Source organism: Kitasatospora sp. NPDC004614, from assembly GCF_042873675.1.
Lineage (GTDB): Bacteria > Actinomycetota > Actinomycetes > Streptomycetales > Streptomycetaceae > Kitasatospora.
In genome coordinates, this window is the sequence record NZ_JBIALR010000003.1 from 75,692 (window position 1) to 96,483 (window position 20,792).

19 protein-coding genes and 2 riboswitches are annotated in these 20,792 nt (G+C 71.7%); of the genes, 9 read left to right on the top strand and 10 right to left on the bottom strand.

Annotation, left to right across the window (positions count from 1 at the left end; all coding sequences use genetic code 11):
• Nucleotides 1-143 precede the first annotated feature (143 nt).
• Entirely contained in the window at nucleotides 144-1,286 is a 1,143-nt protein-coding gene (locus ACFYST_RS09795; protein ID WP_387861173.1) for a glycosyltransferase family 4 protein, read from the bottom strand.
• Nucleotides 1,287-1,541: 255 nt separating this feature from the next.
• Here ACFYST_RS09795 and ACFYST_RS09800 point away from each other — a divergent pair, with 255 nt between their 5' ends.
• Both ACFYST_RS09800 and ACFYST_RS09805 read left to right on the top strand, forming a co-directional pair.
• The gene (locus ACFYST_RS09800) at nucleotides 1,542-2,906 is read left to right on the top strand and encodes a glycosyltransferase 87 family protein (protein WP_387643678.1); all 1,365 of its coding nucleotides are present in this window, start codon (nucleotides 1,542-1,544) and stop codon (nucleotides 2,904-2,906) included.
• A 71-nt stretch (nucleotides 2,907-2,977) separates the two neighbouring features.
• Complete coding sequence (locus ACFYST_RS09805; protein WP_387861175.1) at nucleotides 2,978-3,880, top strand: carbohydrate kinase family protein; 903 nt, start codon at nucleotides 2,978-2,980, stop codon at nucleotides 3,878-3,880.
• Between the two features lie 2 nt (nucleotides 3,881-3,882).
• Here the strand turns inward: ACFYST_RS09805 and ACFYST_RS09810 are convergent, their stop codons facing one another.
• The 6 genes from ACFYST_RS09810 to ACFYST_RS09835 form a co-directional block, all read right to left on the bottom strand.
• A complete protein-coding gene (locus ACFYST_RS09810; RefSeq protein ID WP_387643673.1) occupies nucleotides 3,883-5,037 on the bottom strand; it encodes a hypothetical protein in 1,155 nt (384 codons plus the stop codon).
• Nucleotides 5,038-5,165: 128 nt separating this feature from the next.
• On the bottom strand, nucleotides 5,166-6,206 hold the full coding sequence (locus ACFYST_RS09815) for an NlpC/P60 family protein (RefSeq protein ID WP_387643671.1): 1,041 nt from the start codon (nucleotides 6,204-6,206) through the stop codon (nucleotides 5,166-5,168).
• Between the two features lie 212 nt (nucleotides 6,207-6,418).
• Nucleotides 6,419-7,489: an NlpC/P60 family protein gene (locus tag ACFYST_RS09820; RefSeq protein ID WP_387643670.1), complete on the bottom strand. Its 1,071-nt coding sequence runs from the start codon at nucleotides 7,487-7,489 to the stop codon at nucleotides 6,419-6,421.
• A gap of 10 nt (nucleotides 7,490-7,499) precedes the next feature.
• A riboswitch (cyclic di-AMP (ydaO/yuaA leader) is annotated at nucleotides 7,500-7,682 on the bottom strand.
• A gap of 336 nt (nucleotides 7,683-8,018) precedes the next feature.
• On the bottom strand, nucleotides 8,019-9,053 hold the full coding sequence (locus ACFYST_RS09825) for an NlpC/P60 family protein (protein WP_387643667.1): 1,035 nt from the start codon (nucleotides 9,051-9,053) through the stop codon (nucleotides 8,019-8,021).
• Between the two features lie 183 nt (nucleotides 9,054-9,236).
• Nucleotides 9,237-10,541 (bottom strand): NYN domain-containing protein, encoded by a 1,305-nt coding sequence (locus ACFYST_RS09830; protein WP_387643863.1) that lies wholly within the window; start codon nucleotides 10,539-10,541, stop codon nucleotides 9,237-9,239.
• Nucleotides 10,542-10,845: 304 nt separating this feature from the next.
• Entirely contained in the window at nucleotides 10,846-11,112 is a 267-nt protein-coding gene (locus ACFYST_RS09835) for a hypothetical protein (protein WP_387643664.1), read from the bottom strand.
• Between the two features lie 150 nt (nucleotides 11,113-11,262).
• Between ACFYST_RS09835 and ACFYST_RS09840 the strand changes: the two genes are divergently transcribed.
• Nucleotides 11,263-12,066: a rhomboid family intramembrane serine protease gene (locus tag ACFYST_RS09840; protein ID WP_387861177.1), complete on the top strand. Its 804-nt coding sequence runs from the start codon at nucleotides 11,263-11,265 to the stop codon at nucleotides 12,064-12,066.
• On the top strand, nucleotides 12,063-12,344 hold the full coding sequence (locus ACFYST_RS09845; RefSeq protein WP_387643658.1) for an Lrp/AsnC ligand binding domain-containing protein: 282 nt from the start codon (nucleotides 12,063-12,065) through the stop codon (nucleotides 12,342-12,344). Before ACFYST_RS09840 ends, ACFYST_RS09845 begins: the two co-directional genes overlap by 4 nt.
• Before the next feature lie 4 nt (nucleotides 12,345-12,348).
• Here ACFYST_RS09845 and ACFYST_RS09850 read toward each other — a convergent pair whose 3' ends face one another.
• The 3 genes from ACFYST_RS09850 to ACFYST_RS09860 form a co-directional block, all read right to left on the bottom strand.
• On the bottom strand, nucleotides 12,349-13,710 hold the full coding sequence (locus tag ACFYST_RS09850) for an aminotransferase class V-fold PLP-dependent enzyme (RefSeq protein ID WP_387643656.1): 1,362 nt from the start codon (nucleotides 13,708-13,710) through the stop codon (nucleotides 12,349-12,351).
• A 47-nt stretch (nucleotides 13,711-13,757) separates the two neighbouring features.
• Nucleotides 13,758-13,875: riboswitch (SAM riboswitch) on the bottom strand.
• A gap of 193 nt (nucleotides 13,876-14,068) precedes the next feature.
• Nucleotides 14,069-15,139 (bottom strand): anthranilate phosphoribosyltransferase, encoded by a 1,071-nt coding sequence (gene trpD, locus ACFYST_RS09855; RefSeq protein ID WP_387861179.1) that lies wholly within the window; start codon nucleotides 15,137-15,139, stop codon nucleotides 14,069-14,071.
• Between the two features lie 130 nt (nucleotides 15,140-15,269).
• Nucleotides 15,270-15,695 carry a hypothetical protein gene (locus ACFYST_RS09860; protein WP_387643652.1) on the bottom strand — a complete coding sequence of 142 codons (426 nt, stop codon included), beginning with the start codon at nucleotides 15,693-15,695 and terminating at the stop codon, nucleotides 15,270-15,272.
• A 325-nt stretch (nucleotides 15,696-16,020) separates the two neighbouring features.
• On the opposite strand from ACFYST_RS09860, the gene ACFYST_RS09865 reads away from it, so the two are divergent.
• The 5 genes from ACFYST_RS09865 (at nucleotide 16,021) to ACFYST_RS09885 (ending at nucleotide 20,744) form a co-directional block, all read left to right on the top strand.
• On the top strand, nucleotides 16,021-16,641 hold the full coding sequence (locus ACFYST_RS09865; protein ID WP_380481106.1) for a heme-copper oxidase subunit III: 621 nt from the start codon (nucleotides 16,021-16,023) through the stop codon (nucleotides 16,639-16,641).
• A 91-nt stretch (nucleotides 16,642-16,732) separates the two neighbouring features.
• Nucleotides 16,733-17,554: a c-type cytochrome gene (locus ACFYST_RS09870; protein ID WP_387643649.1), complete on the top strand. Its 822-nt coding sequence runs from the start codon at nucleotides 16,733-16,735 to the stop codon at nucleotides 17,552-17,554.
• 8 nt (nucleotides 17,555-17,562) lie between these two features.
• The gene (locus ACFYST_RS09875; protein ID WP_387643646.1) at nucleotides 17,563-18,618 is read left to right on the top strand and encodes a Rieske 2Fe-2S domain-containing protein; all 1,056 of its coding nucleotides are present in this window, start codon (nucleotides 17,563-17,565) and stop codon (nucleotides 18,616-18,618) included.
• Nucleotides 18,615-20,276 carry a cytochrome bc complex cytochrome b subunit gene (locus tag ACFYST_RS09880; RefSeq protein ID WP_387643643.1) on the top strand — a complete coding sequence of 554 codons (1,662 nt, stop codon included), beginning with the start codon at nucleotides 18,615-18,617 and terminating at the stop codon, nucleotides 20,274-20,276. Before ACFYST_RS09875 ends, ACFYST_RS09880 begins: the two co-directional genes overlap by 4 nt.
• 102 nt (nucleotides 20,277-20,378) lie before the next feature.
• Entirely contained in the window at nucleotides 20,379-20,744 is a 366-nt protein-coding gene (locus ACFYST_RS09885; RefSeq protein WP_387643641.1) for a GntR family transcriptional regulator, read from the top strand.
• The last annotated feature ends 48 nt before the right edge of the window (nucleotides 20,745-20,792 follow it).

A 20,792-nucleotide genomic window follows, 5' to 3' on the forward strand; every position in this document is an offset into this window, starting at 1 on the left:
GCCCCGGGGGGGGGGGGGGCGTGGGGGGGCGCGTGGGGGGGGGTGGGGGGGGGGGGGTTGTCGGGGGGGGGGGGGGGGGGGTGGGGGGGCGCGCCCCCCCCCCCCCGCCCCAGGTTTCGCACTCTCCCGCGCTTCGCGCCCTCTCAGCGAGCCTCGAGCAACCCGGTGAGCCGCTCCGCCAGCATGTCCCAGCGCCAAGCGTCGTAGACCCACTTGCGGCCGGCCTCACCCATCTCGCGTCGCAGCTCCGCGTCCCCGAGGAGTCGCACCAGCCGCTCCGCGAGCACCGTCTCCCCGTTCTTCCCGGGCACCACGAACCCGGTCTCCCCCTCGCGGACCGCGTCCGGCGCACCCCCGGAGTCCCCGGCGACGACGGGCAGCCCGGTCGCCGAAGCCTCCAGGTAGACGATCCCGAGCCCCTCCACGTCCAGCCCCCCGCGCCGCGTCCGGCACGGCATCGCGAAGACGTCCCCGGCCCCGTAGTGGGCGGGGAGTTCCTCCCACGGCACGGCGCCGGTGAACACCACCGACGAGCGCACCCCGACCTGGTCCACGAGCTTCTCCAGGTCCGCCCGGTACGGCCCGCCCCCGACGATCAGCAGCACGGCATCAGGATGCGCGGCGAGGACCCGCGGGAAGGAGCGGATCAGCGTGTCCTGCCCCTTCCGCGGCACCAGCCGCGACACGCACACCACGACCGGCCGTTCGGTGAGCCCGAGCCGCGCCCGGACCGCGTCGCCGCCGGAGTCCGGCCGGAAGGTGGACTCGTCGACGCCGGGCGGCAGTTGGACCATCCGCGAGGCGACCCGAGGCCCGACGGCACGGGCGATCCGCGAACGCGTGTACTCGCCGAGGTACGTCAGCACATCGGTGTTGCCGCCGATCCGGCGCAGCAGCTGCGCGGAGCCGGGCAGTTGGGCCCACGCGGCCTCGTGGCCGTGGGTCATGCCGATCATCCGCTCGGCGCCGGCCCGGCGCAGGTGCGGGGCCATCAGGCCGAGCGGCGCGGCGGCACCGAACCAGACGGAGGTGCAGCTCTCGGCGCGCATGATCTCCGCGGCCCGCCGGGTGACCCGGGTGGTGGGGATCATCATTTTGGTGCGGTCGCGGATCACCGGAAAGGGCTGTTCCGCGTCGAACTTGGCGACTTCCCGGCCGTCCCGCCAGGTGGAGGCGTACACGACGATCGACCCGGTCGGCTGGCGCACCGCCATGTTGTGGACGAACGCCTGGATGCCGCCTGGCCTGGGCGGAAAGTCGTTGGTGACGATGAGGGTTCTGTTCATGTGCCGCGGCTCGCTCGGTCAGGGGGTGCTCGGAGTACCCGTGAGTGGTCCGTACGATAGGTCACCGCACCAGTCCGCCGGGAACGCGGCCCGTGCCGCCCGCGGTGGCGGTGCGCGCGGGCCCGGACGGTTCGGACACGGTTCGGAGAAGTTGGAGGACACCGCCGCAACTGATGCTGTGTGCTGGTGGTCCTTACCGGTACCCCGGCGCGCAAGCCCGGTCCCGGTGCGTACGCGACGACCCGAAGGAGCGTAGTGGAGTCAGCCCAGGCCGAACGGCCCGGCAGCTCGGAGGCCCCGGCGCTGCCTGCCCCGTCCGGTTCCGCACCGAGTCGTCGTCCGCTGTGGGCCCTGGCGGCCGGCTGGACGGTCTCCCGGACCCTGCTGGTCCTGGTGGTCGCGGGGGTGCTGCGGATCGCCAACACGGACGTGACAGCGGACGTCTCGGTGATCTACCACAGCTGGTACGAGGTGCTGCGCACCGGCACCTTCCCGCTGGACGACGTGACCTGGCAGTACCCGCCGGGCGCGGCGCTGGTGATCCTGCTGCCGGGCCTGTTGCCGTGGTCGTACCTGGTGTCGTTCTTCGTGATCTGCGTCGTGGTGGACGCGGCGGCGATGGCGCTGCTGATGCGCGCGGGTGTCCGCAAGGGCCGCAGCTATCTGGGTGCCTGGTACTGGGTGGTGGGCGTTCCGCTGCTCGGGCCGACGGTGTACTGCCGGTACGACATCATCGTGACGGCGCTGGCGGTGGCGGGTCTGCTGGTGGTGCTGCGCCGCCCGGCGCTGGGCGGGGTGCTGCTGGGGCTGGGCGGGCTGTTGAAGATCTGGCCGCTGCTGGCGCTGATCGGCACGCCGCGCGGCCGGCGCACCCGGCGGGCCTGGACCTCGGCGGCGACGTTCGCGGGGGCGCTGGGTTTCCTGCTGACGGCGGGCATGAACGGGGCGTTCGAGTTCCTGAAGTTCCAGTCGGAGCGGGGCATCGAGATCGAGTCGCTGGGTGCGCTGCCGCTGCACTTCGCGAAGCTGGCGGGGTCGTGGCACGGCACCGTGACGATGAACTACGGCTCGGTGGAGTTCCTCGGCCCGTGGGTGCCGGTGATCTCCAAGGTGATGGTGGGCATGACGGTGGCCGGTTTCGGCTGGCTGCTCATCTGGCGTCTGCGGGCGACCCGTTGGACTTCGGCGACCACCTTCGACGCGGCGCTGTGCGCGCTGCTGATCTTCACCGCGACCAGTCGGGTGATCAGCCCGCAGTACATGATCTGGGTGGTCGGCCTGGCGGCGGTGTGCCTGACGGTGCGGGGCAGCAGCCAGCGTCCGGTGGCGGTGGTGGTGCTGGTGGCCACGGTGCTGACCACGATCGAGTTCCCGGTGATGTTCGGCACCGTGAACCGCAGCGAGCTATCCGGCGTGCTGGTGCTGACGGCCCGCAACCTGGTGCTGCTGGCGGCCACCGTGCTGTCGGCGTACCGGCTCTGGCGCTCCACCCGGCGGCGCGAGGTGCTGACCACGCTGGTGCTGCCGGCCGGTCAGCTGGGCCCGCAGTACCCGGTGCGGCCGGGTATCGCCTACGAGCAGGATCTGCTGGACGACCTCACTCCGGCGGACCGCGCCTGACGCCCCGTCGCCGCCCTGCAAGTTTCTGAAAGCGCTTGCAGGGCAAGGCTTTTCGCTGCCACCATCGCCGAATGATCGACTACGACATCCTGATCGTCGGCGGCGTCGGCGTGGACACCATCGTCCGGGTGGACCGCCTGGAGATCCCGCCCGGCGTCGACTCGGTGCACGTCCACCCGGTGCGGGACTACCCGGCGCACACCGGGAACGGCGTCGCGCTGGCCTGCCACGCGCTGGGCCTGCGCACCAAGCTCGCCGACTTCCTCGGCGAGGACCCGCAGGGCGCCCTGGTGCTGGCCGAATACGCCCGCCGCGGCCTGGACTTCAGCCACCTGCCCGCCCCCGCCGGCACCCCGCGCAGCGTCAACCTGGTGGACGCGGACGGCCTGCGGTTCTCCTTCTACGACGGCCGCCACCCGGCGGACGCCCGGCTGCCGCGCGAGTTCTGGCTGCCGCTGCTGGAGCGCTCGCAGCACGTCCACCTGTCGATCACGGGCGTCAACCGCGACATGTACCCGGACGTGGAACGGCTGGGCCGCCCCAGCTCCACCGACCTGCACGCCTGGGACGGCGAGAACGAGCACCACCGGTTCTACGCACTCCGCTCGGACGTGGTGTTCCTGTCCGCGGCCGGCCTCGGCAACCGCCCGGAGGCGGCGATGCGTTCGATCCTGGCGCAGGGCCGGGCCGAGCTGGTGGTGGCCACCGCGGGCCCGCACGGCGCGTTCCTGCTCACCCGCGAGGACGAGGCGCCCCGGCACTTCCCGGCGGTGGACCCGGGCGCGCCGATCGTGGACAGCAACGGCGCGGGCGACGCGTTCGTCTCCGGCTTCCTGCAGCGGCGGCTGGCGGGCCGCCCGGTCGAGGAGTGCATGCGGGCCGGTGCGGCGGCCGGCGCGTTCGCCTGCACCACGGCGGGCACCCACACCGCGTTCCTGGACGCGGCCGGCCTGGAGCGGGCACTGGCCGGCTGAGGTCAGTCCCGCAGGGTGGCCACCGCGGCCGTCCAGTCCTTGGTGAACTCGGCGACGCCGAGGCCGAGTTCGGCCCGGAAGGCGCGTTCCAGGCCGCCGGCGCCGTTCTGCCCGACGGCCCGGTAGAGCGCCACCAGCCGGTCCGGCCCGTACCGGTGGGCGATCAAGTCGCAGGCCAGCCAGGACAGTTCGTAGGCCTGCGAGATGCCGGCCGAGCCGGCGGTGAACGCGTCGTCGGTGGGCAGCCCGGTGGGCATCCGCCCGGCCCGGACGTCCTTGGCGAGTTCGGGGACGATCTGCCGGGTGGTCCGCCCGGTGCCCTGGTAGCCGGTGTAGTCGGCGACGCCCTCGGACAGCCACAGCGGGGTGCACGCTTTGGTGTCGGCCCGGGTGGCGACGTGGGTGGCCTCGTGGGTCACCACCACCCGGCGGCCGAGCTCGCTGAGCTGCCGGTACGCGTCGGGGTTGACCACGATCCGGTCCGCGGGGGTGTGCGTCGGCGCGCCGCCGACCGCCAGGGTGACTGCGGCTATCCCCTGGTACGCGTCCGCGGATACGTCCATCCGGCGGGCGAACTGCTGGACGGTGAGCGGCAGTTCGAGCAGCAGCCGGCCGGGCTTCCAGGGACCCCAGACGCCTTCGACGGTGGGCACCGCACGGTCGGCGAGGGCGGCCAGGTCGGCGAGTTCGCCGTCCTCGCCGAGGCCCAGCGCCAGGCTGTGCCGCCCGGTCGCGGTCCGGACGGTGCCCAGGTCCCAGGGCGCCACCGCGCCGGTGGGCACCTCCCGGAGCACTCGCCAGCCGGCCGGCTCGCGCTGCAGGTCGATCTGCCGTTCCAGCAGCGCCGGGTAGTCGTCCACGCCGGAGATCCGGTAGCCGAGTTCGGCGCCGACGGTCAACCGTTCGGCGCCGGGCGCGGGTTCGGTGAAGGTGGTCAGCCGCAGCGTGTACTCGGTGAACCGGATCGCGGCGGTGCGGGTGAGCAGGTCCCGGTCGGCCTCCTCGGCGCCCGCCGCCGTCGGCAGCCCCGCGGGGTCGCGCCGCAGGATCGCGCCCGCCCGCCGCGACAGCACCTGCGCGACGGCGTCCCGGGCCCCGGACGGCGCGCCCGGCCCGGGCGGGGCGGCGGCCGGTCCGGCGGGCCCGGCGGGGAGCACCCGGGGCAGCGAGAGCTGGGCCGCGCACCCGGCGGCGACCAGCAGTGCGGCCCGCCGGGACGGCGAAGCACCGGCCTGCCGCGGCGCCGGCGCCTGCGGCAGGTCGGTGACCAGGGGCTCGTGCTGACTCAGACCCGCACCACCGAGTTGACCGGCATCGCGCTGACGCTCTCGTAGCGGACCCGGGCGCCGGGGTGCGGCGCGTGCACGACGACACCGCCGCCGGCGTACATGCCGACGTGGTGCCTGTCCTTGAAGAAGATCACCAGGTCTCCGGGCCGGGCTTCGGCGAGGCTCACCCGCCGGCCGGCCGAGGCCTGCCCCTGCGAGGTCCGCGGCAGGGTCACTCCGGCCTGCCGCCACGCCCAGTACATCAGACCGGAGCAGTCGAACGTGCTGGGCCCGGTGGATCCGTACACGTACGAGGAGCCGATCTTCGAGACGGCCGCGTTCAGCGCGGCGGCGGCGCGGTCGGACGCGGCGGGCTCGTTGCCGAGGTCGAAGCGGTCGGCGCCGCGGGCGGCCCGGGCGTCGTCGTCGTAGGCGAGCCGGTCGCGCTCGGCGGCGGTGAGGTCGCCGAGCAGCTGCCGGGCCCGGGCGAGGCGGGTGCGGACTTCGTCCTTGGCGGCGGCCAGGCGGTGCCGGGCCTGTTCCAGTTCGTCGAGTTTGGCCGCGGTCTCCTGACGGCGCTGGTCCAGCCGGCGTTGTCGTTCGCGCAGGTCGCGCAGGGTCTCGTTCTGCCGGGCGGTGGCCTGGCCGAGCGAGCGGGCGCCGGCCAGGTAGGACGCCGGGTCGTTGTCGAGCATCAGCCGCAGCGTGGGGTCGAGGCCCTGGGCGCGGTACTGGGCGGCGACCACCGCCCCGAGGTCGGCGCGCAGCCGGTTGAGGTCGTCCTGCCCGGCGGCGACCTGGGTCAGCAGGACGCCGGCCTCGCGCTGCAGCCGTTTCTGCTGTTCCTGGGCGGCGTTGTACTTCTCGGAGGCCTGCTCGGCCTCGTCGTACAGCTGGTCGACCTGCGCCTTGACGTCGGCGCGGTCCGGCGGGTCGGCCGGAGTGGCGGCGGCCGGGGCGACGCCGAGATGGATCACGCCCGTCGCGGCGGCGGTGAGCGCCAGGGCTCGGGCGAGGCGTTGGACACCGGGCAGTGGGGGGCGACGGTGCACTGGCACGTGCGACGACTCCGTTCCTGCGCTCCGGCCTCCGCCGCCGCCCGCGGATCGGACGGCCGTCCGCACGGGGGGCCGGGGCAGAGGTTAGCGAGTCGGACGGATCCAGTCCAAACCCTGACAACTTCGAATATTCGACCGCGAATCGGACACCGGAACGAGAGCGGCCCGGCACCCCCTGTGCGGGGTGCCGAGCCGAAGGCTCCGCGCGGCCGTCAGATCCGGACGATCTTGGTGATCGGCATGACGGTCGCCGACTCGTAGCGGACCTGCGCGCCGGTGTGCGGGGCGTGCACGATCTGCCCGTTTCCGACGTACATGCCGACGTGGTGCTGGTCGCCGTAGTAGATGATCAGGTCACCCGGACGGGCGTTGGCGATGTTGGTGCCGATGCTGGTGCCGGCGCCCGCCTGGGCCTGCGAGGTGCGCGGGATGGAGACACCCGCCTGGGCGTACGCCCACTGCATCAGACCGGAGCAGTCGAAGGTGCTCGGGCCGGCCGCGCCGTAGGAGTACCAGCTGCCCAGCTTGGACAGCGCGGCGTTCATCGCGGCACCCGCGTAGCCGGCCGGTGCCTGCGCCGGCGGGGCGCCGAGGTCGGTGCGGGTGTTGTCGCGGGAGGCGCGCTCGGCCTGGGTGCGGGAGTCGCTGGCGGCCTTGGCCTCGGCCGCCGCGAGATCGTCGCGCTCCTTCTGGGTGAGCGTGTTGAGCAGCTCCTGCGCCTTGGCCAGCTTGGACTGGACGTCTTCCTTGTCGGCCTTGAGGGCCTTCGTGGTGGTGTCCAGTTCGGCGAGCTTCTGCGCGGCCTCCTCGCGCTGCCCGTCGAGCTTGGCCTGCTCGGCCTTGAAGCTCTTGAGCAGGTCGGCCTGGGTGGCGCCGACCGTGTTCAGCGTTCCGGCCTGCCCGAGGAAGCTGTCCGGGTTGCTGGAGAGCATCAGCTGCATGGTCTGCGGCATGCCGCCGTTGCGGTACTGCTCGGCGGCGATCGTCGCCAGGCTGTCCTGAACGGTGGTCACCTGCTCCTGCTGGCGGGCCAGCTGGTCCTGCAGTTGGGTGACCTGCTTCTGCAGGTTCTGCTGCTTCTCGACGGAGGCGTTGAGCGCCTCGGTCTTCACCTCGGCCTGCTCGTTGAGCTGGTCGACCTGCGCCTTGACCTGGTCCTTGGTGGGCGCCGGGTCGGCGTGCGCGCCGGTCTGGGCGGACAGCGCGACGGCGGTGGCGGCAGCGGCAGTGAGAATCGAGACCCGGGCACGGCCGACGGGCTTGGGACGGCGATGGGACGCCACGAAGGCGGACTCCTTCTTCCTCACACCGCCTACCGGGTGAGCTGACGGGTTCGGGCCGGAAGAGACGCCCTACAGCGCCTCACCGGCCGCTCTCGCGGCCGACCTGGCGCCGATTCACCCCGGGGGAACGTGGTTCCCCGGCTCCGTTCGACAGCAACCCCCACAGGGGTATCCCCGTCGGCGGATCTCGTTCTGACGATCCACCCGCTGTGTCACGGACTCGGCGGCGACCTCCGCCGTCGCCCCCCTTGGGCGATCGACTCTGCGGTGGTCGAACTATGACCCTAGTAACCGATCCGTGATCCGTTCAAATCCTTGTCGGAAAAAAATCTGAATCTGAGTCAATTTCGATTACGAAACTGACCGAACGTAAGGGATCCGTTGCGCAGTGCGTAGCATTTCCCGCCGTTCGCCAGGGAAACGCGACGCCCGGACGTGTTCGAGATCACAGCAGGATCTCGACCCGCCCGGGCGTGTCACGGCGTGTCAATTGTCGCCCTGGCGGGCGTATGTCCGGTTTGCCGGACTGTCAGACCCGACGGATGGTCGAGATCGGCATCGCGTCGACCTTCATGGTCTTCACCACGTCACCGGTGTGCGGCGCGTGCACCACCATGCCGTTGCCGATGTACATGCCGACGTGGTGCCGGTCGCCGTAGTAGACCACCAGGTCACCGGGCTGGGCGTTGTGCCAGTCGGTGCCGACGCTGGCGCCGTAGCTGCCCTGCGCCTGCGAGGTGCGCGGCAGCGAGACGCCGGCCTGCGCGTACGCCCACACCATCAGGCCGGAGCAGTCGAAGGTGCTCGGGCCGGTCGCACCCCACACGTACGGCGCACCGCGCTTGTCGAGCGCCCGCTGCACCGCGACCCCGGCGTAGCCGGCGGCCTTCGGCAGGGTGGCCGGGTCGACCCGGTCGGCACTGCGCGAGGCGGCGCCGTCGCCGCGCACGATCGAGGCACGGTCGGCGGCGGAGAGCTGGTTGAGCAGGTTCTGCGCCTGCTCCAGCTTGGTCCTGACCTCGTTCTTGGCGTCGTTGAGCGCCTGGGTGGAGTTGTCCAGCTCCTTCAGGACGTCCGCCGCTTCCTGCTTCTGCTGGTTCAGCCGGCGCTGCTGGTCCTGCAGTGACTTCAGGGTCTCGGCCTGGGTGCTGGCCGCCTGGTCGAAGGAGGACGCCTTGTCCAGGTACTTGTCCGGGTCGGCGGAGAGCATCAGCTGCATCGACGGGTCGACGCCCGCGTGCCGGTACTGGTCGCCGGCCACCGCCGCGAGCCCGGAGGACAGCTCGTTCAGCTGGTCCTGGCTGCGGGCCAGCTGGTCCTGCAGCTGGTCGGCCTGCTTGCGGAGCTGGTCGGCCTGCTCCTTGGCGCCGTTGTACTTCTCGGCCGCCTGCTCCTGCTCCTCCATGAGCTTGTCGACCTGCGCCTTGACTTCGTCCTTGTTCGGCTGAGCCGGCGCGGCGTGCGCACTCACCTGGGCCGACAGGGCGACCGCGGTCGCGGCGGCAGCGGTGAGCACGGTCACCCGGGCGCGACTCGGCTGCTTGGGACGGCGGTGGGAGGCCAAGGCGGTGCTCCTTCTTCCTCTGGACTCACCCGTTAGAGCGATAGTCCGGAATATAGGTTTGACGCCAGACCCTAGTGAAGTCCCTGCCTCCGCGTCCACTCCCGGGGGGCTCCCGGATTCACTTCTCCGCCCCTCTTCACCACACCGACACACTCCGGACGCCCCAACACCGCTGAGTGCCCGTCAACTGCGCGACAGGCGGTTCAGCAGCAGAACCGAGGCCACCGGGCGGGCGCCGGCCTTGCGCACCCCGTCCGCGACCTCCTTGTCGGCGGACACCACCACCACCGGCCGGCCCTGCGGCTCGGCCCGCACCAGGCGGCGGATCAGCTCGTCCGCGGTCTCCCCGGTCCGGCTGAACCGGACCCGGACGCCACGCGGCGGGGCCATGATCACCGGCACGTCCAGGTCCTGGCCGTCGAACACGCAGGTCACCTCGGCCTGGGTCCGCTGGGCCAGCATCGCCAGACCGCCCAGCAGCCTCAACCGCTGCTGCTCCAGCGGCAGTTGCGGGTAGCCGGTCTTGGTCACGTTGTAGCCGTCCACCACCAGGTGGACCTGCGGGATGGCCAGCAGCTGGTCCAGCAGCGCCGGGTCGTCCTCGGCCAGCCCGCGTCGGGCCACGTCGTGCGGCGAGGCCGAACCGGGCTCCACCGCCTCCACCAGGTCGGCCGGGCGCAGCGCCGTCACCGGCAGCGCCAGCTCCCGCTGCAGGCCCTGCGCGGACTGCAGCACGGTGTCCAGCAGCAGCCGCAGCCGCATGTCCTCGACGCTGCGGCCCTCCCGGGCGGTGCGCCGGCCGGTCTCCACGGCCGCCTCCAGTTCGGCGACCCGGTGCCGCAGCCGGCGGGCCTCGATCTCGGCGGCGCCGCGCTCGGCGGCGGCGGCGGCCCGGGCGGCCTCCAGTTCGGCGGCCAGTCGGCGGCTCTCGGCCTGCGCGCGGCGGGTGTCGGCCTCCAGCGAGCGGACCTTCTTGCGCAGCGAGTCCGCCTCCCGGCGCACCCCTTCGGACTCGGCGCGGTGGCGCTCCAGTTCGGCGCGGGCGGTGGTGCGGGCCTCGGCCAGCTCCTCGTGGAGCTTCTCGGCCAGCCGGGCGGCCTCGGCGGCGACGCCCTCGGCGTCGACCCGTTCGGCCTGTTCGCCGGCCTCCTCGACCAGCCGGGCCCAGCCGGTGGGCCGCACCAGGTAGGCGGCGGCGGCCACGTCCATCGGGTCGGCGGCGGCCGGCACGGTGCCCGCCTCCAGGGCACGCACCAGGTCCGGCTGGCCGAGCCGCAGCCGCTCGGCTATCCGCACCCGGAACGCGGGGTCGGACTCCAGCGCGGCGGCCAGCGCGGTGGCCGCGTACTTGGCCCGCCGGGCGGCGGTGAACTTGGCGTACGGGCGCAGCGCGGCGGGCAGTTCGCCGGCGGCGATGCCGCCGAGCGCGTCGGAGGCGATGCCCACCACCCGGCGGCGCACTCCCTCGGGCAGCGCCCGGCCGGCCATGTCGCCGCCGGCCTCGGTGACCGAACCGGCCTCGGTGACCGACCCTGCCTCGACCGGGCCGATTTCCTCATGGACCGGAGCGTGCGCGGTCCCGTCCGTGCCCGCGGGCGCGTTCGCTGCCTCCGCCACTGTTCTCGGCTCCGATCCTGATCCGGGCGGGCCCCGGCGGGTGCCGGGGGCGTTGGTGTCCGCCGCTGCTTGCAATTGTCCCGTCTACCGTGCCGCACCGACAGCACCCCGCCGACGAGTCCGCCCCGCGCCCCGGTCCGGGGCGCGGACGGGGACGCGGGGCGGTGGAAGCGTGTCAGCCCTGCGCGGGGCCGCCGTCCTCGGGCTCCTCGGCGCCCGGGCGGGCGACCAGCTCGACCTGGTCCACGGCGTTGCACCAGCGGCAGCGCACCGACTCGATGGTCTCGGAGAGCACCTGGGTCTCCTCCACCTTGGAGTCGCCGGACAGGTCGAAGTGCACGAAGTCGATCACGCGGGAGGACCGGGTGACGTCGAAGCGGGTGAGGTTGCCGCACAGGGTGCAGCGCCAGCGGGTCTCGGCGGTCGGCGCGGCAATGGTCATCAGTGGTCCCTCTCGGCTGGTCCCCGTTTACGGGCCTCCACCCTATTGCCTGTGCCGCGGCGGCCGGATCACCGGTCCACAGCCCGGACGCTCACCCGTCCGGAGCAGCGCCCGGTGTCGCGAGTGCGCCCCCGAGGAATGCTCACCGGCATGGTGCTCTCCGCCCCCGCCCGGGCCGGTTCGCCGACGGCCGGGGGAACCGCCCGCACCCCGGTCGTCGCCCACCTGCTGATCGCGCTGTCCGCGCTGGTCCTGGTGGCCGGCCCGGCCGGTCTGAACCCGGCGTACGGCAGCGGCGACGCCCGGATCTGCGCCGAGCAGCGCTACGAGCACCGCTGGGGCGCGGTGCCCGCCGAGCTGCTGAGCAGCCACCCCCTGACGGCCTCCCAGCTGTCCTCACTCGCCCCGGCGACCCCGGGCTGCACGCTGCCGCCGACCCCCTCCAAGATCCCCGAACTCTCCGTCCTCACTTCACTGTTCGTCCACGCGGGGTGGCTGCACCTGCTGGGCAACCTGCTGTTCCTGTTCGTCTTCGGCCCGGCCGTGGAGGCCCGGCTGGGCCGGGTGCGCTTCCTGGTCGGCTACCTGGCGATCGGCTACCTGGCCACCTACGGCTACGCGGTGGCCGAGGCGCACACCGCGGACGGGATGCGCGCCCTGGTCGGCGCGTCCGGCGCGATCGCGGGGGTGCTGGGCGCGTACCTGCGGCTGTGGCCGAGAGCCCGCGTGACGGTGCTGGTGCCGGTCCTGCTGTTCCTGCCACTGCGTTTCCCGGCCTGGCTGGTGCTCGGCCTGTGGTTCGCGCTGCAGGGCTGGTCCGTCAGTTCGGGCGGCAGCGGGGTGGCCTATCTGGTGCATGTGATCGGCTTCGTGACGGGCTGGCTGTTCGCCTGGGCCGCCCGTCCGGCGGGCGATACCCTTGGCGCACCTTCTCGAACAGGAGTTGCTCAGTGATCACCGCGATCGTCCTCATCAACACCAGCGTCGACCGGATCCCCGAGATCGCCGAGGCGATCGCGGCCATCGAGGGCGTCAGCGAGGTCTACTCCGTCACCGGCACCTACGACCTGGTCGCGATGGTGCGGGTCCGGGGCCACGAGGATCTGGCCGACGTGATCCCCGGCCGTCTCAACAAGGTCCCGGGCGTCTCCAACACCGAGACCCACATCGCCTTCCGCACCTACTCGCAGCACGACCTGGAGGCCGCGTTCTCGCTCGGCCTGGGCGAGTAGCCGCTCAGCGCTGCCGCGTGTCCGCGACGCAGCGCCCGCCCTCGTTGCGGTAGCTCCACCGCGCGCCGTCGGTCACCAGGTCCCGAACGGCCGTCAGGAACCGGTCCAGGTGCTCGACGGGGGTGCCGGCGCCGAAGCTGACCCGGATCGCGTTCAGGCTGCGCTCCCCGGGCAGCGACGGCTCGGGCGCCCCGCACTGGCTGGGCGCGGCGTCCTCCCCGCCCAGCAGCGTCCGCACCAGCGGGTGCGCGCAGAACAGCCCGTCCCGCACGCCGATGCCGTACTCGGCGGACAGCGCGGCCGAGAAGTGCGAGCTGTTCCAGCCGCGCACCACGAAGGACACCACGCCGACCCGGTCGGAGCCCTCACCGAACAGGCTGAGCACCCGCACCTCGGGGATCGCCGCCAGGCCCTCGGTCAGCTTCGCCACCAGCGCCCGCTCCCGGGCCTCCAGCTCCTCGAAGCCCGCCTCGGTGAGCGCCCGGCAGGCCGAGGCGATCGCGTACGCGCCGATCACGTTCGGCGAACCGGCCTCGTGCCGGGCCGGGCCGGTGTGCCACTCCACCGCCACCGAACCGTCCAGCTCCCGGGCCACCGTCCGGCTCGCCCCGCCACCGGCCAGGTACGGCTCCGCCGCGTCCAGCCAGTCCGACCGCCCGGCCAGCACGCCGGCACCGAACGGCGCGTACAGCTTGTGGCCGGAGAACGCGATCCAGTCGACGTCCAGCTCCCGTACCGAGACCCGGTGGTGCGGCGCCAGCTGGGCCGCGTCCAGCACCACCCGGGCGCCGTACCGGTGCGCGACCTCGGTCAGCTCCTTGACCGGCCACAGCTCGCCGGTGACGTTCGACGCCCCGGTCACGCAGAACAGCTTCGGCCCCCCGGCCGCCCCCAGCAGCGCCTCCTCCAGCGCGGCCACCGCCTCGCCGTGCGAACGCGGCGCCCGCAGGTAACGCACCGTCAATCCCTCACGCCGCCACGGCAGCAGCGAAGCGTGGTGCTCGGTCTCGAACGCGAACACCTCGGTCCCGACGGGCACCGCACCGGCCAGCAGGTTCAACGAGTCGGTGGTCGCCCGGGTGAACACCACCTGGTCGCCGTCCCGCAGGTCCAGGAACTCCTCGACGGTCCGGCGGCTCTGCTCGAACAGGTCCGTCGACAGCTGCGACAGGTATCCGGCCCCCCGGTGCACCGACCCGTAGTACGGCGCGTACGCCGCCACGTCCTCCCACACCCGGGCCAGCGCCGGCGCGCTCGCCGCGTAGTCCAGCGCCGCGTACCCGACCTTCTCGCCCGACGCCAACGGCACCTCGACGTCCTGGCCCAGCACGGCCAGCGGCTCACAGATCTCGGCGGTCACAGACATGGATGCACTCCTCCACAGGGTAAGGACCCCGGGGTGCATCAACCGGAAGTCCGCGCTTGCCGCGCAGACGGATCGCCACGCAGCCCGGTCCTCACCCAGGGCACCCCGCCACGGACGGAGGGTTGCCGGACAGCAAGCTGGGGCTTGGCGCTGCCACTCATGACCTGCGCAAGACCATACACGAGCAGCCCACGACCTCAACCCCCGTCCAGAACGTGGACGCCCCACCTCTGACACCCAGTCACATTGGCCCCATCAGGGGCGCGGGGAACTGCGCGACCAGCCCCCCACAAGCGGAAAGATCCGCCCGGGCAGGAGCAACTCCCCTCCCCGGACGGACCGTTGGTTCAAGGCCCCGCTACTGCGTAGCCTCCGCCCACCGCTTCAGCAACTCCCCCGCCGCCCCGGAATCAATCGCCGCAGCCGTCCGCACCATCCCCGCCGCGAGCTGCTCACTCAGCGGCGCGTCCGTCAGCTCCAGCGCCACCAGCGCGGCCGCGCTGTTGAGCAGCACCGCGTCCCGCACCGGCCCGCGCTCCCCGTTCAGCACCCGCCGCGCGACCGCCGCGTTGAACTCCGCGTCGGCGCCTCGCAGCGCCTCGATCCCGACCAGCTCGATCCCGACCTCGCGCGGGTCGAACTGGGTCTCCGTCACCTGCCCGTCCCGGATCACCCAGACGTGCGACGTGGTGGTGATCGTCAGCTCGTCGAGCCCGTCGTCACCCCGGAACACCAGTCCCTGCCCGCCGCGCCGGGCCAGCACGCCGGCGATCAGTCCGGCCAGCCGGGTGTCGAAGCAGCCGACCGCGTGGGCGCCGACCTTGGCGGGGTTGGTGAGCGGGCCGAGGATGTTGAACACCGTGGGGACGGCGAGTTCGGCGCGGGCCTGCGCGGTGTGCCGCATCGAGGGGTGGAACTTGGCGGCGAAGCAGAAGGTCAGCCCGACCTCCTCGGCCACTGCCGCGACCCGCGGGGCCGACAGGTCCAGGTTGATGCCGAGCCGTCCGAGCACGTCCGAGGAGCCGGACGCCGAGGAGGAGGCCCGGTTGCCGTGCTTGACCACCTTCGCGCCGGCCGCCGCGGCGACCACCGCCGACATGGTGGAGATGTTGACGGTCTTGGCGCGGTCGCCGCCGGTGCCGACGATGTCGACGGCCGGCCCGGGGATGTCCAGCGGCACGGCGTGCGCGTACATCGCCTCGACCAGGCCGGAGATCTCCTCGACCGTCTCGCCCTTGCCGCGCAGCGCGATCAGGAAGCCGGCCACCTGCACGGGGCTGGCCTCGCCGCTCATGATCCGGTCCATCGCCCAGGCGGTGTCGGCCTGCGCGAGGTCCTCGCCGCGCATCAGGGCCATCAGGAGGTCGGGCCAGGAGCGAACCACCTGCGCGGGGTCGCTACCGCCGTTCGCAGAGTGCACGTTCACCATGGCCGTCTCCAGCTCTCGTCTTGTCGCAGAGGAATGGAGTCAGCCTATCGAGCGCGCGGGGACGGCCGCCCTTACTTGCCGTCCCCTTCTCTCCAGTTGAGACGCCGGCTGAGACAGCTGCCGGAAAGCGTCAGCGCGCGGCCGGTGCCCGCCGGGCCACCCGAGCCCGCAGCAGCGTGGTCGCGGCGTCGGCCAGCGCCACCGGGTCGACGGGGTGCGAGATCGCCGCGTCGGCCCGGGACCAGGCGGCCAGCCAGGAGTCCTGCGGGCGGCCGATCAGCACCAGCACCGGCGGGCAGCCGTAGATCTCGTCCTTCAGCTGCCGGGTGAGGCCGAGTCCGCCCGCGGGCACCGCCTCGCCGTCCAGCACGCACAGGTCGACGCCGCCCTTCTCCAGGGCCCGGAGCACCGCGGGGGCGGTGGCGCACTCCACGTACTCCAGGGCGGGGACGTCCCCGGCGGGGCGGGGGCCGAGAGCGAGGGTCACCTGCTCACGGGTGTTGCGGTCGTCGCTGTAGACGAGAACGGTGAGCGTCTCGTCGGAGTGCTGCGCCATGTCCCCTGCTTCCTGGTGCTCGTCCTCTTATATGTGTCCACTGTGTTCGCGCGGACCGCGACTGCGCGCGGCCCCCGGCCGAACGGCCCAGTGTGACCCGGACCACGTCCTGGGACGGATGCTACTCCGGCGGGCCCGTCCTGAAGAGACCCCGACGCGATCTCGCTCAAGCCGCCGCGCCACCGGCTCACCCCGGCAGCCCAGTTCGCTCACCCGGCCCGAACAACCATCAGAAAACGGACCGGGGTCGAGGCGGGCATACCGCACGCACCGGACACTCCGAGGGAGACCCCCCGGCGTGAAGACGGAATAAGGGACCGACATAATGTCCGTCGTGGCGACAGCAACAGCAACAGAAACCGGACACGCGCACGGAGCGGTCAACAGGCCGAACCTGGTCAGCGTGGGAACCATTGTCTGGCTGAGCTCGGAGCTGATGTTCTTCGCGGCCCTGTTCGCGATGTACTTCACCCTCCGCTCGGTCAAGGGCGCCGAGTTCTGGCACGAGAAGGCCCATGCCCTCAACGTGCCCTTCTCCTCGGTCAACACCACGATCCTGGTGCTCTCCTCGCTCACCTGCCAGCTCGGCGTGTTCGCCGCCGAGCGCGGTGACGTGAAGAAGCTGCGTTCCTGGTTCGTGGTCACCTTCGTGATGGGCGCCATCTTCATCGGCGGCCAGATCTTCGAGTACACCGAGCTGGTCAAGAAGGACGGCCTTTCGCTGTCCTCCGACCCGTACGGCACGGTGTTCTACCTGACCACCGGCTTCCACGGACTCCACGTGACGGGTGGTCTGATCGCCTTCCTGCTGGTCCTCGGCCGGACCTACGCGGCGCGGCGCTTCACCCACGAGCAGGCCACTGCGGCGATCGTGGTGTCGTACTACTGGCACTTCGTCGACGTTGTGTGGATCGGCCTGTTCGCGACCATCTACCTGATCAAGTAACAGCCGCCCCGCCCCTGACCCGGCGTCGTTCCGACGCATGGGAGTCGGGGGCAGGCTGCTGCCGACCAGATCCTGACACCGGGGTTATTCCGTGAAAAAGCTCTCCGCACGACGGCGCCACCCACTGGCGGCGGTCGTCGTTCTACTTCTCGCCCTGGCGGCCACCGGGGGGCTGTACGCCGCTTTCGCGCCCGCCGAGAAGGCGCAGGCCGACAGCTCCTCGCAGTCGCTCGCCATCGACGAGGGCAAGAAGCTCTTCGCCGTCGGCTGCTCCTCCTGCCACGGCCTGAACGGCCAGGGCACTTCTGACGGTCCGTCGCTGGTCGGCGTCGGCTCTGCTGCTGTCGACTTCCAGGTCGGCACCGGCCGCATGCCGGCCCAGCAGCCGGGCGCGCAGGTCCCGCGCAAGAAGACCGTCTACGCCCAGTCCGAGATCGACCAGCTGGCCGCCTACGTGGCCTCGCTGGGCCCGGGCCCGGTCACTCCGACCACGGAGCAGTACCAGCCGTCCGAGGACAAGGTCACCAACGCCGAGCAGGTCGCCAAGGGTGGCGAGCTGTTCCGCACCAACTGCGCCCAGTGCCACAACTTCGCCGGCAAGGGCGGCGCGCTGAGCGAGGGCAAGTACGCCCCGTCCCTTGAGGGCGTGGACTCCAAGCACATCTACGAGGCCATGCAGACCGGCCCGCAGAACATGCCTTCGTTCCCCGACACCACCATGCCGGAGGAGCAGAAGCGCGAGATCATCGCGTACGTCCAGAACACCAACAACGCGCCGAACCCCGGTGGTCTGGCCCTGGGTAGCCTCGGCCCCTTCACCGAGGGCCTGTTCGCCTGGATCTTCGGTATCGGCGTGCTGATCGCGATCGCGATCTGGGTCGCCGCCCACACCACCAAGGCCAAGAAGTCATGAGCCACGACATGTCAGAGAACCTGCCGGAGGCGCACGACGCCTCCCACGGCGCTGAGGTCGTCTCCCACGACGACCCGTTCGCCGACCCGGGCCTGCCGGCCCACGAGCCGCGTCGGACCGACATCGACGAGCGGGCCGCCAAGCGGGCCGAGCGCCAGGTGTCGCTGATGTTCGTGGTGTCGATGCTGGCGACCATCGGCTTCATCGCGTCCTACGCCGCGATCGACGCCGACAAGCTCGTCTACATCTTCCCGCTGGGTCACGTCAGCGCCCTCAACTTCGCCCTGGGCATGACCCTCGGCGTGGCGCTGTTCTGCATCGGCGCGGGCGCGGTCCACTGGGCCCGCACCCTGATGTCGGACCACGAGCTGCCGGCCGAGCGTCACCCGATCGAGGCCTCCGACGAGGTCCGCAACGACGTCATCGAGCAGTTCAAGACCGGTGCCGCGGAGTCCGGCTTCGGCCGCCGCAAGATGATCCGCAACACCCTGATCGGCTCGATGGCCCTGGTGCCGCTGTCCGGTGTGGTGCTGCTGCGCGACCTCGGCCCGCTGCCGGAGAAGAAGCTCCTCGACACCGGCTGGGTCGAGGCGACCCCGGCCAAGCCGATCCGCCTGGTCAACATGAACACCGACCAGCCGATGAAGCCCGAGGACATCATTCAGGGCTCGCTGACCTTCGCCAAGCCGCACGGCCTGGAGGAGTCGGACGAGGCCTTCCAGCAGCAGATCGCCAAGGACGCCCTGATGCTCGTCCGGATCGCTCCGGAGGACATCAAGGACGCCAAGTCCGCCGGCCTGGGCTTCGAGGGCATCCTCGCCTACTCGAAGATCTGCACCCACGTCGGCTGCCCGATCTCGCTGTACGAGCAGCAGACCCACCACGCGCTCTGCCCCTGCCACCAGTCGACCTTCGACCTGGCGGACGGCGCTCGCGTCATCTTCGGCCCGGCCGGCCACCCGCTGCCCCAGCTGAAGATCACCACCGATGAGCAGGGCTTCCTGATCGCCACCGGCGACTTCGACGAGCCCGTCGGCCCGAGTTACTGGGAGCGCAAGCGATGAGCACCGCGAGCGGCACCACCACTGGTGCCTCCAAGCCGGCCAGCACGCGCGCCAAGCCCGCCAACAAGGCCGAGGCGACCGCGGACTGGGTCGACGGCCGGCTGGGGATCTACTCCCTGGCCAAGGCCAACCTGCGCAAGATCTTCCCGGACCACTGGTCCTTCATGCTCGGTGAGATCTGCCTCTACAGCTTCATCATCATCATCCTCACGGGTGTGTACCTGACGCTGTTCTTCAAGCCGAGCATGGCGGAGACCGTCTACCACGGTTCCTACCTGCCGCTGAACGGCATCCGGATGTCGGAGGCCTACGCCTCCACGGTCGACATCAGCTTCGAGATCCGCGGCGGTCTGCTGATCCGCCAGATCCACCACTGGGCCGCGCTGGTCTTCGTCGCCGCGATGTTCGTGCACATGATGCGCGTCTTCTTCACCGGCGCGTTCCGCAAGCCCCGCGAGATCAACTGGCTGTTCGGCTTCCTGCTGCTGTGCCTGGGCTTCTTCGACGGCTTCTTCGGCTACTCGCTGCCGGACGACCTGCTGTCGGGTACCGGTATCCGCTTCATGGAAGGCGCGATCCTGGCGGTGCCGATCGTCGGCACCTACATCCAGATGTTCCTGTTCGGCGGCGAGTTCCCGGGCACCGACATCATCCCGCGCTTCTTCACCATCCACGTGCTGCTCATCCCGGGCATCATGCTGGGCCTGCTGGTCGCGCACCTGATCCTGGTCTTCTACCACAAGCACACCCAGTGGGCGGGCCCGGGCAAGACCGAGAAGAACGTCGTCGGCATGCCGCTGATGCCGGTCTACATGGCCAAGGCCGGTGGCTTCTTCTTCCTGGTGTTCGGCATCATCGCGGTGATGTCGGCGGTCGCCACCATCAACCCGGTGTGGGCGTACGGCCCGTACCGTCCGGACCAGGTGTCGACCGACGCCCAGCCCGACTGGTACATGGGCTTCGCCGAAGGCCTGATCCGCTTCATGCCGGGCTGGGAGATCTCCGTCTGGGGCGGCCACACCCTGAACCTGGGTGTGTTCATCCCGCTGATGATCTTCCCGCTGGTCCTGGTCGCGATCGCGGTCTACCCGTTCATCGAGTCCTGGATCACCGGCGACAAGCGCGAGCACCACATCCTGGACCGCCCGCGCAACGCTCCGGTCCGTACCGGGCTCGGCGCGGCCTGGATCTCGCTGTACCTGGTCCTGCTGGTCGGCGGTGGCAACGACCTGTTCGCCACGCACCTGCACATGTCGATCAACACGATCACCTACATGGTCCGTGTCGGCTTCTTCGTGGTGCCGGTCATCACCTTCTTCGTCACCAAGCGCTGGTGCCTCGGCCTGCAGCGCCGCGACAAGGAGAAGGTGCTGCACGGCCGCGAGTCGGGCATCATCAAGCGCCTGCCGCACGGTGAGTTCGTCGAGGTCCACACGCCGCTGTCGCAGAAGGACCTGCACACCCTCACCTCGCACGAGCAGCCCCAGCCGCTGGAGCTGCCCGCCGAGACCGACGAGAACGGTGTGGCCCGCAAGGCCGGCCTGGTCGCCAAGACCCGGACGAAGCTCTCCGAGGGCTACTACGGCGAGGGCAACCAGATCGCCAAGCCCACCTCCGAGGAGTACCTGGAGATCACCAGCGGCCACGGCCACCACTGATCCCTAGCTGTCACGCCACGTCAGAACCCCCATCGGCTTCGGCCGGTGGGGGTTCTGGCATATTTCTCCGGCACCGGCCCGGCGCCCTGTTATGTTGACCGGGTGCACGTGGCGATCGACCCTCTCTCCTCCACGCCGCCCTACGAGCAGGTGCGCTCGCAGATCGCGGCCCAGGCCCGTACGGGTGAACTCCCGACCGGTCTGAAGCTCCCCACCGTCCGCGCGCTGGCCGAGCAACTCGGCCTGGCCGCCAACACGGTGGCCCGCGCCTACCGCGAACTCGAGGCGGACGGCGTGGTCGAGACCCGCGGCCGGGCCGGCACCACCATCGCCCCCACCGGCGACACCTCGCACCGCCTGGCGGCCGACGCCGCCGCCGAGTACGCCGCCCGCACCGCCCGCCTCGGCCTCACCCGCGACGAGGCGCTGGCCGCCGTCCTGACCGCGCTGGACGCCGTCCACCGCTGACGGGCACAACGAGGTCCGCCCGGCAGGAGCCTGTGCTCCTGCCGGGCG